Annotated in this window: 14 protein-coding genes and 2 tRNA genes; 3 read left to right on the top strand and 13 right to left on the bottom strand. The window is 61.4% G+C overall.

All coding sequences use genetic code 11. The annotated features are described in order from the left end of the window. Window positions 1–3 precede the first annotated feature (3 nt). The 7 genes from ACX5I4_RS16385 to ACX5I4_RS16415 form a co-directional block, all read right to left on the bottom strand. Window positions 4–1,545, bottom strand: coding sequence for a CpaF family protein (locus tag ACX5I4_RS16385; protein WP_461837565.1), 1,542 nt, complete (start codon window positions 1,543–1,545; stop codon window positions 4–6). After that, window positions 1,546–2,739, bottom strand: a complete 1,194-nt coding sequence (locus ACX5I4_RS16390) for an AAA family ATPase (RefSeq protein WP_461837566.1) — start codon at window positions 2,737–2,739, stop codon at window positions 1,546–1,548. Beyond that, window positions 2,736–3,509: a Flp pilus assembly protein CpaB gene (cpaB, locus tag ACX5I4_RS16395; protein ID WP_461837567.1), complete on the bottom strand. Its 774-nt coding sequence runs from the start codon at window positions 3,507–3,509 to the stop codon at window positions 2,736–2,738. The genes ACX5I4_RS16390 and cpaB overlap by 4 nt, the downstream gene beginning before the upstream one ends. Before the next feature lie 34 nt (window positions 3,510–3,543). Further along, window positions 3,544–4,572, bottom strand: a complete 1,029-nt coding sequence (locus ACX5I4_RS16400) for a pilus assembly protein TadG-related protein (RefSeq protein ID WP_461837568.1) — start codon at window positions 4,570–4,572, stop codon at window positions 3,544–3,546. After that, window positions 4,560–4,934: a TadE/TadG family type IV pilus assembly protein gene (locus ACX5I4_RS16405; RefSeq protein ID WP_461837569.1), complete on the bottom strand. Its 375-nt coding sequence runs from the start codon at window positions 4,932–4,934 to the stop codon at window positions 4,560–4,562. The genes ACX5I4_RS16400 and ACX5I4_RS16405 overlap by 13 nt, the downstream gene beginning before the upstream one ends. A gap of 129 nt (window positions 4,935–5,063) precedes the next feature. Continuing rightward, window positions 5,064–5,294 carry a Flp family type IVb pilin gene (locus tag ACX5I4_RS16410; RefSeq protein WP_461837570.1) on the bottom strand — a complete coding sequence of 77 codons (231 nt, stop codon included), beginning with the start codon at window positions 5,292–5,294 and terminating at the stop codon, window positions 5,064–5,066. Window positions 5,295–5,340: 46 nt separating this feature from the next. Next, the gene (locus ACX5I4_RS16415) at window positions 5,341–5,571 is read right to left on the bottom strand and encodes a Flp family type IVb pilin (protein WP_461837571.1); all 231 of its coding nucleotides are present in this window, start codon (window positions 5,569–5,571) and stop codon (window positions 5,341–5,343) included. A gap of 173 nt (window positions 5,572–5,744) precedes the next feature. Between ACX5I4_RS16415 and ACX5I4_RS16420 the strand changes: the two genes are divergently transcribed. Beyond that, window positions 5,745–5,915 (top strand): hypothetical protein, encoded by a 171-nt coding sequence (locus ACX5I4_RS16420; protein WP_461837572.1) that lies wholly within the window; start codon window positions 5,745–5,747, stop codon window positions 5,913–5,915. A 62-nt stretch (window positions 5,916–5,977) separates the two neighbouring features. Here the strand turns inward: ACX5I4_RS16420 and ACX5I4_RS16425 are convergent, their stop codons facing one another. Further along, a complete protein-coding gene (locus tag ACX5I4_RS16425) occupies window positions 5,978–7,102 on the bottom strand; it encodes a Fic family protein (RefSeq protein WP_461837573.1) in 1,125 nt (374 codons plus the stop codon). A 335-nt stretch (window positions 7,103–7,437) separates the two neighbouring features. Between ACX5I4_RS16425 and ACX5I4_RS16430 the strand changes: the two genes are divergently transcribed. Further along, the gene (locus tag ACX5I4_RS16430; RefSeq protein ID WP_461838755.1) at window positions 7,438–7,662 is read left to right on the top strand and encodes an IS1/IS1595 family N-terminal zinc-binding domain-containing protein; all 225 of its coding nucleotides are present in this window, start codon (window positions 7,438–7,440) and stop codon (window positions 7,660–7,662) included. Between the two features lie 15 nt (window positions 7,663–7,677). Further along, window positions 7,678–8,571, top strand: a complete 894-nt coding sequence (locus tag ACX5I4_RS16435; protein WP_461838756.1) for an IS1249 family transposase — start codon at window positions 7,678–7,680, stop codon at window positions 8,569–8,571. 110 nt (window positions 8,572–8,681) lie between these two features. On the opposite strand, the gene ACX5I4_RS16440 is transcribed toward ACX5I4_RS16435, so the two are convergent. From ACX5I4_RS16440 to ACX5I4_RS16460, 5 genes are all read right to left on the bottom strand, one after another. Further along, window positions 8,682–8,758: transfer RNA gene (locus ACX5I4_RS16440), tRNA-Met, on the bottom strand. Window positions 8,759–8,820: 62 nt separating this feature from the next. After that, a tRNA-Thr gene (locus tag ACX5I4_RS16445) sits at window positions 8,821–8,892 on the bottom strand. 119 nt (window positions 8,893–9,011) lie between these two features. Further along, a complete protein-coding gene (locus ACX5I4_RS16450) occupies window positions 9,012–9,536 on the bottom strand; it encodes a LysM peptidoglycan-binding domain-containing protein (protein WP_461837574.1) in 525 nt (174 codons plus the stop codon). 257 nt (window positions 9,537–9,793) lie between these two features. Further along, on the bottom strand, window positions 9,794–12,025 hold the full coding sequence (locus ACX5I4_RS16455; protein ID WP_461837575.1) for a DEAD/DEAH box helicase: 2,232 nt from the start codon (window positions 12,023–12,025) through the stop codon (window positions 9,794–9,796). 427 nt (window positions 12,026–12,452) lie between these two features. Next, a complete protein-coding gene (locus ACX5I4_RS16460; protein ID WP_461837576.1) occupies window positions 12,453–13,115 on the bottom strand; it encodes an MOSC domain-containing protein in 663 nt (220 codons plus the stop codon).

The raw sequence follows: 13,115 nt of genomic DNA on the forward strand, positions 1-13,115 counted from the left end.
CCCTCACGTCCTTGCTGTCGAGACCAGCGGTGCGGCGAAGACCTCCGGAGAGACACGGATGCCCAGATCGTCGAAGCGGTCAATGAACCGCGGACGGATCCCCGTTGGCACGGGCCTGCCCAGGAACACCCCGTGGACATCAACGCCTGCCGAGTAGTCGAAGACAAAGGCGTCCTGGAGAGTGACAATGTCGCCTTCCATGCCTTGAACCTCAGTCACGTGCGTGATTCGGCGCGTTCCGTCCCGCAAACGAGAGATTTGGATGATGAGATTCACCGCGGATGCGATCTGCTCCCGGATTGCCCGCAACGGCAGGTCCATGCCTGCCATGAGCACCAAGGTTTCAAGGCGCGCCACTGCGTCACGGGGAGAATTTGAGTGCACTGTTGAGAGCGAGCCGTCGTGACCGGTGTTCATGGCCTGCAGCATGTCGAGAGACTCCCCGCCGCGGACCTCGCCGACGACGATCCTGTCCGGCCGCATACGAAGGGAGTTCCGAAGCAACTCCCTGATGGTCACTTCGCCCTTGCCCTCCGTGTTCGGCGGCCTGCTTTCAAGCCTGACCACATGTTGCTGCTGGATCTGCAGTTCGACCGCGTCCTCAATGGTGACGATGCGGTTGTCTTCCGGGATGAAGGACGAAAGAACATTCAACAGGGTTGTCTTACCGGTTCCAGTACCGCCGGAAACAATGATGTTCAGTTTCGCTTTGACGCAAGCATTCAGGAGCTCGGCCATCTCGGGCGTGAGCGTGCCGAAATCGATCAGGTTCCTGACGGTCAACGGCACTTTGCTGAATTTTCGGATTGTCAGCGACGAGCCGCCCACCGCAAGCGGCGGGATCACGGCGTTGACCCGCGATCCGTCTTCAAGCCGTGCGTCAACGAGCGGAGATGATTCGTCGATCCGGCGTCCCACCTTCGAAACGATGCGTTCAATGACCCTCCTGAGATGGTCCTCCGAACTGAATCCGGAATCCGTGAGCGCGAGCTTGCCTTTTCGTTCAACGTAGATCTGGTCCATCCTGTTGACCATGATTTCCGTCACCTCTGGATCGTCCAGCAAGCGTTGGAGCGGCCCATAGCCAAGAACGTCGTCCGCCACGTCCGCCACGAGCCGGCTGCGCTCGTCCACGGACAGCGGGACCTGCTCAGCGTCGATGATGCGTATGAGCTCCTCCCGGGCAGTTGTCCGCAACTCCTGCTCACTCACGCTCGAGTCGTTGAACCTGGCGCCCAGCCGCTCGAACAATGCGGTTGCGGCGCGCCGCTTGAGGGCGGCGAAGGCGTCAACCGGTTGTTGGCCCCTGGGCTTGGGCGAGTCCGGGTGATCGGCCAATTTGACTGAGGTGAGGGGTTTCGCGGGGCTGCTGGGCTTTCCGGCGGGATTCGTCCTGGGCTGTTGAGTGGACTCAGCAAATGTCGGTTTTAGCGGAGAGGATGCGTCCCGGCCTGGACCACCTTGCACGGGACCATTCGGGCCACCCGTGCCGAGGGATGCTTCGACTTTGTCCTCCACAGCATGCAAACGTTGGGATAGCTTCATCTAGACCACCACCCTTCTGTGCAGTTTGCGCTGCGCTGTGGCACGCCATGTTGGATTGAAGCGTTCAACGAGCTGCTTGAGTCCTTTGACGGCAGGATCCTTCACGGCTTCCTGAAGCACAGGAATACCGCGGTTGGTGGAGAACGCAACGGCCTTCGAACGGGGGATGCTCACATCCACGGGGGCGCCGACGGTTGATTCGACGTCTTGGACTGACAGACCGGACTTGGAATCCGCCATGTTGAGCACCACATGGCGGGTTTCCGGCAACAGGTCCAGCCTCCGGAGGATGTCCAGCCCGGAGCGAAGGCCTCGAACGCTTGGAACGTCCATGCCGGTCACCCACACGGCGTCCGTGCATTGTTCGAGGGCAGCGAGCCCGATCTCAGGCAACCCCGGAGCCGTATCAACCACCACGTACTGGAACTGCTCGGCGAGTTGTTCGAGCAGCCTACCGACTTGTTCCGGCGAGATCTCGTCTGCTTCGACGGGGTCCTTCGGTGCGCACAAGGCGTAAATGCTCGCCGGATGGACAGTGAGAAAGGCTTTGAGCACCAGGGAATCCTGGCTGGCCGACGGGGTAACGGCGTCGGTGACCGTGTGTTCCGGATTGAGGTAGAGCCCCGAGGCAACGTCGCCGAATTGCAAGTCCAAGTCCACGATCACAACGCTCATCGGCGCTATCTTGCCCAACCCCACGGCGATGTTCGTGGCGATTGTCGTCTTGCCCACACCACCCTTGGGGGAAAAGACGCCGATCACCAAGCCCTTCGGAGAGCCCTGTTGCTTTGGTTCCATGGTTCGCTGACGGCTGGCGAAAGACTGGCACGCACGCTCGAGCATGACCCGTATCTGGGCCAGGTCCGCAGCAGGGCTCATGATGTCGCGAATACCGGACCGCATGGCTTGGAGGACGAATGCGGGATCCAGTTCGCTGACAAGGATCACGCTCAGCTCCGGCAATTGCACATCGAAAACCGTTGCGAGGCGCAGGGCGTCCTCCACGGGCACGTCGGGTCCCAAAATCAGCACTTCGAGTTGTTCTTGATTGAGTGCGCCGAACAACTCGGCCGGATCCGCCGGCAAAACACTGGTGAAAAATGTCTGCACGCTTCCGGGCAGCCCGCCCGCAACAGCCTGGCGCAAGCGTTGGTCAAAATCAGTATTGGGAGTTATCAGGACAAAGCGGCTCACTTGTACACCTCGCTCCTCTGGATGATCTTGGGTCCGTTGTCCTTGGCGTCGAGCGGCTCTTTGCTCAGCCAGATCTTGGCGTACTCCGAGGCGAAAACTATCTTGGACGCGTCCACATCGCTTACGGCCACGGTCAGCAGGAGGGAACCACTGGGAAGGGCACTGGCATTGGGATCCGTTGCCGCACCGGAACTGGGATTCGGCGTCGGCTGGGCGCTCGCCGCTGGTTGGGGGGCGCGCTGGACTGCGGTCACAAGAATTTTGTGGATGGTCAATTCGGTGGTTTCCTTGTCCGGCTTCGCCTCGATTCCACCGGTTGACATGGAGATGAATATTCCGACGTGGTCACCAGGAACCAGCCGTCCGCCTACCACGCGCTGAGGCTCCAACTGAAAGGAGACCTCCTGGAGGCCCGCCGGCACTTTGACGTCGCCGGGAGTCTTCAGGGCATCTGGGGCCACCAGACGCTCGGCCACCAACGTCTCGCCAGGGACGAGGTCCACGGCTGCGACCTTGCCTGTTGACTCCCCCAGTGTGTGTAGCGCTGACTTTGGGACGGCCGATTCCGGCAGTTGTTGCGTGACCAGGGAATCCTTCATGGATTCCACAGGCGTACCGGCGGGAATCGCCGTTTTGACGAGCAAAACGTCAACCGGGGCGAGGTTTTGAACCGCCCGCTGATCCGCGCCTTGAGCGTAAGAGAATACGAGAATCACCCCGACGACGGCCAGCAGTGCAGCTGCCGATCCTGCCAATAGGCGTGACTTCACTTACTACTCCTTGCTCAAAGAACGGGGCAACAAACTAATTGGTGAGGCGCACAATGGTGGCCCCATAGGCGTCGACAGGCCCCAGCGAGTAGCCATCTGCCAGCGAGACGTACTTGACGAAACTCCCAATGATTCCGCGGCAATTTCCAGTGCAGGAAAGCGCCGCAAGGACATCGGGAGTCGAGTTACGGAAGGTATCCGGGAGCGAGCTGTTGCCGCTGAACTTCCACCCCGTCACTTTGAATGCGGCGAAGGACACGAGATGGTAGACAGCCCCGCTTCCCGTACCTGTCACAGCGTCGAAGACAGGAAGCAGGACGATGACATCGCGGCCAGCGGTAAGGGTATCGGCCCACTTTTGAAGCGTGGCTGAACAGTTGTTTGGAATGCTGTTCCCTGGAGCGCTCCCGCTTTCGCTAACCGCAAGGTTAACTGTGCCTCCGCATGCTCCGGCATCCTGGGTGATCCAACCGTAGCCTCCTGCGACAAACGCGCCCGAGGGGCCGTACAAGCAGCCGGGGTTTACGTTGGAACCGTGATCCTGAAGGAGCTGGAGGGCTCCGCCAAGGAACCCCTTCACCTGGCAGACAGAATAGGCGATGGGAAAAGGGGTCCGTCCAGCGATGGGGCTGCCCCACTGCACACTCGAGGTGGTCACAACATCGCTTGTGCCAAAGCCCAGGACCCGGGCGAAGAAGAGCGAGACGGCGTTTGGCGCGCCTCCCGCCTGCTGCGCTCCGGCAGTCACCGTCACTTTCCTATTAGGAAGGTCCAGGCTGACCGACTTGATGTTGCCCAGGCCGTCGTTGGCGTTCTTGTTTGCCATGTCGATAGCTACCGGGGACGTGATTGCGCAATTCAGGTCACTCGTATTCGCGGCGCATTTCTGGGCTAGCGCAAGGGCCGCGGCATCGGATCCGTTTTGGACCTGTGCCCTTTCCGCGTACAGCATCCCTGCGTCGACGGCCAGGGCAGCAAAACCGAGCAAGACGACCAGAGCGAGGGCGATCAGGACCGCAACCGCACCGCGCTCGCCGTCGTCACGCACCATCAGCCGCTGCATACCATGACTCCTACTCCTTGCATCGGGAACGGACCGGCTATTCCCGTGAGGGTGCTGAGGGTGTATTTGATGGTTACGGACATCTGGGTGCCAGAAGTGCAACTGGCGGGGCTAAAGGTGAAGTTCGCATCCGCCAGCTGTGGGTTCAAAGAGACCGCGGCGTTCTTCGCCGCTGTCTTGGCGGCCGTTTGGTCATTCGAGATTGCCATGACCCGGACTCCTTCGCGGGCTGCGTTTGAGAGCGACACCTGGGCGTTGTAGGCCCGTCCGAATTCCATGATGCCCAGGAGCAGCAGCACCAAGACGGGTGCCAGCAACGCGAATTCGACTGCCACGGCACCGCGCTCTGAAGCCCTGGCCATGTGCATCTGCCTTTCGTCTTGCGAAGCAACGTGCGATTGAAACGGAATCATGGCGAGAGAACTCTTAGTTGAGAGGATCAGGTGGGTGAAGCGTCGGCTCCACCCACCTGCATGGCTCCTCGGTTGCGGTTACTTCGAGCAGCTGCCGGCAACCCCGGCGGAGGTGGTGGCAGTCCAGACGCCGCCCTTGACGTTGCAGGCTGTGCTGTTGAAGGTCTCCGCGAGATTACCGCCGAGCAGCGTGACGGCGACGATGATGACAACAGCGATGAGGGCGACCATGATGCCGTATTCGACAGCCGTGGCGCCGGTCTCGTCCTGTTGTGCGCGAGATGCGGACTTTAGCAATTTGGAAAGCACTGATACTCCTAGCGTTTTTTGGGTGAACAGCCCGGAACAGGTGGGCTTACTTGGAGCAGGAGCCTGCAACGCCGGCGGAGGTGGTTGCCGTCCAGACGCCGCCCTTGACGCTGCAAGCGGTGCTGTTGAAGGTCTCCTTCAGGGTTCCACCCAACAGCGTGACGGCGACGATGATGACAACAGCGATGAGAGCGACCATGATGCCGTATTCGACGGCGGTGGCGCCGGTTTCGTCGCGACGGATGCGAGACGCAGTGTTTGAGACCAGAGAAAACATGTGAAACTCCTGAGCGAGTTGGGGAGATTTGGGCTGGTCCAGCACCAGCTCTCTAGCAACTTAGCAACGCCCAATACCCCATGGCGCAGACCTTGGGACATCCTGTGCTAAGACTCGCGAAGCTGCGCATTTCTTGTGCTAAAGCTAGGGAAAAGCCCACAATCCCAGCTTGGATGCCTGCGGGGCTCGCAGAGCGTCGCGGCTTCTTTGTCCCGACGGCGGCCGACAGGCGTGTACCGCACCTCCCGGCGTTTGCGATCGCAATGCTCATGGGCGCCAAGGGCAGCCTAGGTAACGTGTACGACGTTGTGGGCACGCCCCTGTCTATGACCCAGGATGCCTAGACTGGCCGAAAGAAGTACAAGGAGAAGTCGCTGACGTTCTTGACAGGATCTGACGTGAGATGTCAGAACAATCTCTCTTCTGCCGGTTCAGTTTCTAGCATTTCGTCCTCACTCAGGAGACGCATAAAGCGAGTGTTGATGAATAGACGTTCACGTCCCACCTTGACGTCGACAAGGACGCCATGGTCTTTCAACGCGTTCAACCAGTTGGTCGCGGTTGGCCGAGACACGCCGCAGACTTCCATGACGTTCGAGATCCGGCAGTAGGGCTGCTCAAACAAGACGTCCAAGAGCCCCACGTGGCCACCCCCATTTATAGCCAGCCCCATCTCCGACTTCATGACACCGTGAAGCGTCCTGATCGAATCGATCTTCTTCAAAGTAGAGATAGATGTCTGCCGAACACCCTCGAGCATGTATTCGATCCATTCTGTCCATGCTCCCTCGGCGGTGACTGCCAACAGTCGCTTGTAGTAGTCGTTCTTGTTCCCAATGATGTATTTGGAAAGGTAGAGTACTGGCTGACTGAGCAGGCCGGCTGCCACGAGCATGAGAACGTTAAGAACGCGCCCTGTTCGTCCGTTTCCGTCCTCGAATGGGTGTATCGCCTCGAACTGGTAGTGCGCAATCGCCATCCGGACAAGCGGGTCGTAGCCAGCACTGGAGTTTACAAACAGCTCCCAGTCCCCCAGTTTCGCGTCAATCACCGCGTAGCCCTTAGGCGGAGTGTAGATAGCGGTTTGAGTCTCAGGATTCCCGATGAAAGTGCCGTTCGAACGCCGCAGATCCATGTTGTGCATCTTGATGATGGAGCAGACTTCGCGAGCCGTGTTTGTAGTAACAATGCCCCTGCGGGTGACGCTCTCAAAGCCCTCGAATAGCGCAGTGCGGTATCGAAGGGCCTCTCGCGTTGCAGGATTGGCTGAAGATTCGTCTTGGGCGTGCATGAATAGCTCGTCCGTGGTGGTGACGATATTCTCCACTTCTGAGCTGGCTTGGGCCTCGAGGAGTGGTATCGCATTGATAAGCACCGTTGGGTTGGTCATGGACAGGGTCGCTTGGTTCAGCGCTGCCAGCGCCGCCCTCGCCTCGATGGCCAGTTTGAGCACGCCAACTGTCTCCACTTCAACCTTGGGAGGCAGTTGGGGAAGTTCGTTGTGCGGCCTCTTGGGATCCCAGTTCGACATAGAAAGAAATTAGCAATGTAGGCCACAACATGTAAAGAAAACGCCATTTTCTTTAAACGTCTTAGGTACATGCAAAGAACTATGCATGGCTTATCCACAGGGTCGAGCGTGGTATGCGGGCCGCAGGATGTGCCCAGACGGAGCATCCGCTCAGGTCCAAGTCGACAACGGAGGGCCCTGGGGGTTCGTGGGATCAGGTTCTTAAACACAAGCGGGTTATAGGACAAAACGTGTGTATGGGATTGCCTTGGTCCCCAGTGTTGGCGGGCGAATTCCGGGGTAGCTAAGCTTTTGAAGCTTAGGGTGGCTGGGGTGCTTGCATATCTCTGGAGTGTCTGGTCTGTGGTCAGGCGCTGGTACGGAACGGAAAAACGGCCGCGGGAAAGCAGCGCTACAGGTGCCTGGAATGTGGGGCAAGCCGCTCGGGTGAACGCCCTGATGTGAGCCGCCGCGCGGAGCTGGAGGCGTTCCTTGGCTGGTTGATGGGCACCTCGAGCCAAGCGGGGAGTGCTTCGTTCGGCACGGCCCGATCGTTTCGTCGGCGCACGGCATGGTGCTGAAACGTCGCCCCACGGATCCCGGTCACCGGGGAGATCCACGACCAGATCCAGGTCGACGGGATCTACGTGGGTTCGTGGTGCTGTCTCATCGCTGTTGCCGGTGACTATGTGCTGGGTTGGCAGTGGTGCGACACCGAGAAAAAGGCCGCGTGGGCGGCGCTGCTTGAACGCTTCCCCGCCCCGCGGGTCGTGATCACCGACGGCGGGTCCGGGATCGCTGCGGCCCTGTCCGAGTGCTGGTCCGAAACCGCTGTGCAGCGCTGCCTGGCCCATGTCCAGCGCAACGTGCGCACTTATCTGACCGGCCGGCCCCGGACCGATGCCGGCAAGGCATTGTTACGGCTGGGACGGGCCCTGACGAGAATTACGGCCCCGGTGGAAGCGGCCGCGTGGCTGGCGGGACTCAATGACTGGCATCAACAGCACGGACATCTGGTCAAGGCCCGCACCTACCGCACCACGACCGCGATGGTCCCGGGCTGGGTGCGGGCGAACCAGTCCTGGTGGTACACGCACGACAGGCTCCGCAAAGCCTACCGGCTCCTTGAACGACTCGGTCAAGCAGGCACGCTCTTCACGTACCTGGAAGGCGAATATGCCGGGCTGGGCATCGCCTCGACGACCAACCGGATCGAAGGCGGAACGAACGCCCAACTCCGGCTCCTGCTGCGGGCGCACCGGGGCATGAGCGAGGAGCATCAGAAGCGTGCGATCGAGTGGTACCTCTACCTGCACAGCGACCAACCCCTGCCGCCGGCCAGGCTCATCGAAGCCCGCCACTACAGTCCAGCCAAGATCAAAGCCACAACCCCAGGAGAAGAGCAGCACCCCGGCCCCGAGCTCTACAGCACCGGACTCAGCGCCGACGAAGGCCTCTGGCACCGCGCAGGCTGGGCAGGACGCTCATGACGCGCCCGGGATTTACACACGTTTTGTCCTATAACCCGAATCAAGAGGTCATGAGATCAGGTTCTTAAACACAAGCAGCCCAGAAGCTGAACGCTTCTGGGCTGCCGTCTTGGTAGCGGTGGGGAGGCTCGATCTCCCGACCTCACGATTATGAGTCGTGCGCTCTAACCAACTGAGCTACACCGCCACGAATGAGAAAAACCTGTGTCAAGCCGGTCAAAAACCGCCTTGACACAGGCCCTCATTCCGAGCCCCCCACCGGAATCGATCCGGTGACCTCGTTCTTACCAAGAACGCGCTCTACCACTGAGCTAGGGGGGCAACGAGTAAATACTCTACCGGACGATTTCTCAGGCTACAAATCGGCTGCGAGACAGGGAAAAGTGGCGTCGACACAATTTGCATCCGTGCCCGAACATTGATCGCGAAAGGCGTGGAGGCTAGGGCAGGCGAAGCACTTGGCCCGGGTAGATGTGGTCCGGATTGGGCACGGTATCCGCGTTCACGGCGATCAGGGCATCCAAGTCAACACCGAACTGCATGGCGATCCCGCTGAGGGTGTCGTCGGTCTCCACCACCACTTCGGTCACCCTCCCGGCACTCGCTTCGGCAGCAGTCCGCGGTGCCTGCTCCGCTGCGGTCTGCTCTGCCGCCACAGATGCAGTAGCCGAGGCTGAAGCTTCGGCATCGGCCCTCTTGGCGGCAGCAGCGGCGTCGGACACTGCAGTCCCTAACCCGGCGGCGGGAGCCTCACCCGAACGATCCTCGGCGTCGATCGACTCGGTCGTAACTGCGGACCCCACAACGGCTCCTGCGTCCGATGCAGCGCCCGGGCCGGAGTTTTGGGCCGTCTCCCTCGTTGAGGCCTCAGCAGCCGTCTGCGGGGTATCCGAGGGCCGCCTACCTGCCTTCTGTTCGTCTTTGTCGAAGCCGAGGTTTTTCTTCAACCCATCGAGGAATCCCATGAACAGCCTTTCCACACCCGCCGATAGCCCACGGAGCCGTAGCCAAACGGTCCGTAGCAAGACCGATCCTACGTATCCGTCCAGGGCGTTCCAAGGGCTAGCTGTCCCCGTGGGCAAAATTCACGTGGTTCGACAACCCGGCGGCCAGCCCATCGGGGCCACCCGACCGGCCCACCCTTGTTAAACAGCCGGCTGTTAAACAGCCAGAGGCCGGCTCGAAAGCCGGCCTCTGACCGAAATCCAGGAACTAGTCCTGTTTACCACTTGCCCTTGCGGTTGAAGTCGCGGTGGCCGGCGTCGCCGCCAGTGCGCGGCTTGCGTGCGCCGTTGCCGTGTCCGCCGAAGCGGGAATCGCTGCTCTGCCCGCGGTCGCGGTCGCCGTAGCTGCCCGTCCCCGCACCGGCGCTGCTGCGCTCGCTGTAGGAACGGCCGCCACGGTCCGCAGATGAACGCTCTCCACCGGCGTAGCCAGCACGGTCGCCTTCAGTCTTACGGAACTCCTTTTTGAAGCCACCGTTGCCCTTGAAGTTGCCACCACGGTCTCCGCCGGAGTAGCCGCCACGGTCACCGCCGCGGCTGCCACCGGAGTAACCGCCACGCTCGCCGCCACGGTCAGAAGCCGGCTTGCGGCCGTTGTCCAACTCAAGATGAATCAGCTCGCCGCCGATCCGGGTGCGGGACAGCGCACGCAGCTGCTCGGGGCTCAAGTCGGCCGGAAGTTCCACTAGGGAGTGGTCCGAGCGGATGTCGATGCCGCCGATCTGTGCCGAGGAGATGCCGCCTTCGTTAGCGATGGCGCCAACGATGGAACCCGGCATGACGCGCTGACGGCGTCCGACGGCGATCCGGTAGGTAGCGTTACCCTCGGTCAGGGCGCGGGTGGGGCCACGGGAACCGAAGCCGTCCTTCGAGCGCTCGCGCTTCTGGAATTCCGGCGCGGCCGGAAGTTCCTTGACCAGGAGCGGCTGGCCGCCCTGTGCCATGACGGCCAATGCGGCAGCGATCTCCGAAGCCGGAACGTTGTGCTCCTCTTCGTAGGAGGAGATCAAGTCGCGGAACGCCGCAACGTCCTCGGATTCGAGGGTCTCGGTGATCTTGTCGGCGAATTTGCCCAAGCGCAAGGTGTTGACCGTCTCGGCGGTGGGCAGGTGCATCTGCTCCACCGGCTGGCGGGTGGCCTTCTCGATGGAACGCAGCAGGTACTTCTCCCGCGGCGTCATGAACAGGATGGCGTCGCCGCTGCGGCCTGCACGGCCGGTACGGCCGATGCGGTGCACGTAGGACTCAGTGTCGTGCGGGATGTCGTAGTTGACCACGTGGCTGATGCGCTCAACGTCAAGACCGCGGGCCGCGACGTCGGTGGCCACCAGGATGTCGATGCGGCCTTCCTTCAACGCGTCGACAGTCCGCTCACGCTGCTGCTGCGGGATGTCGCCATTGATGGCGGCGGCCTGGAAGCCGCGGGACTTCAGCTTGTCGGCAAGGTCCTCGGTGGCCATCTTGGTGCGCACGAAGGCGATAACGCCGTCGAACTCTTCAACCTCAAGGATGCGGGTCAGCGCGTCGAGCTTGTGCGGGCCCATGACCTGCAGGTACCGCTGGCGGGTGTTAGCGCCAGTAGTGGTCTTGGACTTGACCGAGATTTCGGCCGGGTTGTTCAAGTACTGCTTGGACATGCGGCGGATCTGGCCCGGCATGGTGGCAGAGAACAGGGCAACCTGGCGGTCTTCCGGAGTCTGCTGGAAGATCTGCTCAACGTCCTCGGCGAAGCCCATGCGGAGCATCTCGTCGGCTTCGTCCAGTACCAGGTACTGCAGTTCGGACAGGTCCAGGGAACCCTTGGAGATGTGGTCGATGACACGGCCGGGAGTACCGACGACAACCTGTGCACCGCGGCGCAGGCCGGCAAGCTGCGGGCCATAGGCCGAGCCACCGTAGACGGGGAGAACCGTGAAGTCATCAATGTGCTTGGCGTACGAGGTGAAGGCCTCGGCAACCTGGAGCGCAAGCTCGCGGGTCGGAGCGAGGACCAGTGCCTGCGTCTTGCGGGAGGGGCCGTTGAGGTCGTGGAGTTCGGCCAGGCGGGACAGTGCCGGTACTGCGAATGCTGCAGTCTTACCGGTGCCGGTCTGGGCGAGGCCAACGACGTCGCGGCCTTCGAGAAGGAGCGGAATGGTGGCTGCCTGGATCGGAGACGGCTTCTCGTAGCCGACGTCCTGCAGGGCGGCCAGAACGCGGGGGTCGATTCCGAGGTCGACGAAGCGGATGCCCTCTTCCTCTTCCTCAGCGGGTGATTCGGCCTGAGCCGCAGCCGGCGCGGCAGCCTCGGCGGGTGCCTCGGCCGCAGCCGGAGCCTCGACGGGCGCTGCGGGCTCGATGAACTCAGCGGCGGGAGCTTCGGCGATTTCAGGGGTTTCGAGGGTCTCGACGGCGGTCTCTGCTGCTTCGGCAGACTCGGCGACGAACGGGTCGTTCAGGTTTTCGGGCATAGGGGAAAGTTTCCTCATCCATAGGGGGCCAGTCGGCGCGGCCCGGTTGGGCTTGGCCGCAGTACACGTTGCGGGCAAAAGAACCAGGAGGCTCTGTTGCTCGCAAGAAGTCCGGCGCTGTCGCAATCCCATGGCAGGACTTCCCGCTGCATCTCTTGGCTGCTATCTCAGCAGTCTGTACAGCGTTTTCTTCGCCCGGCTCTCCCTATGAAACTGCCCACACACATTTTGCGGGCCCCAACACTGACCAGTCCTGCCTCAAGAATTGGGCAGGAAAAAGGGATTTCCGGAGTGGGGGATGTTTCAAGTGTAGGGCACAGATCGGTCCCGTGGCGACTTAGCCGCCGACGACGGCGGTGAGCTTGCGCACATCGGCGCCGCGGGTGCCTCTCAAGTCCGTCTCCCTGGACGGCCATCCGAGTGGGAATCAGGCATCGACCCCGTTGCGGCGCATGAGCTTTTCGAACTCGTCGTGGTAATCGGACTGCAGCAGGACTTCGCCGTCCGCCTCGGCGTCGAGCAGCAACCGCATATCCTCAAGGTTCGGGTTGCTGAACCACTGCCCCACCGTGATGCCATGCTTCGGCACAAACAGTTTGTGGATGTAGTCCCCGGCCGAAATGCTCCCGGTCCTCACCACGCGCAGGTAGGTGCCAACCCGTCCGGCCTCAGTGAAGCGCTTGACCCATTGCGGTTCGTTCATGCGGCGCTGGAAGGTGGCGCAAGGCACGCGTGGTGACGTGACTTCAACTTCGACGTCCAGGCCGATCTTCCAGCGTTCGCCGATCACGGCGCCGGTTGTCTCGATCCCGGCGACGCGCAGGTTTTCCCCGAAGATACCGGCGGGCATGTCCCGCTGGAGTTCCTTCGCCCAGTAATCGGCATCGGCTTGGGAGTACGCATAGAGCGCTTGGTCCTCGCCACCATGGTGAATCCGGCTGGCTTGGATGTCTCCATGGATCCCCAGCTTGTGGACCTTCACCGGACCGTCAACTGGGCGCTTGTCAATGGCCGTCACCCCGACTGACCCCTCAAGGTCAGGCAGGAGCTCGTGTACCCGGCAAACAGCAAGCAACGATGCGGTATCCAT

The sequence above is a fragment of the Arthrobacter sp. MMS24-S77 genome (genome assembly GCF_054888235.1).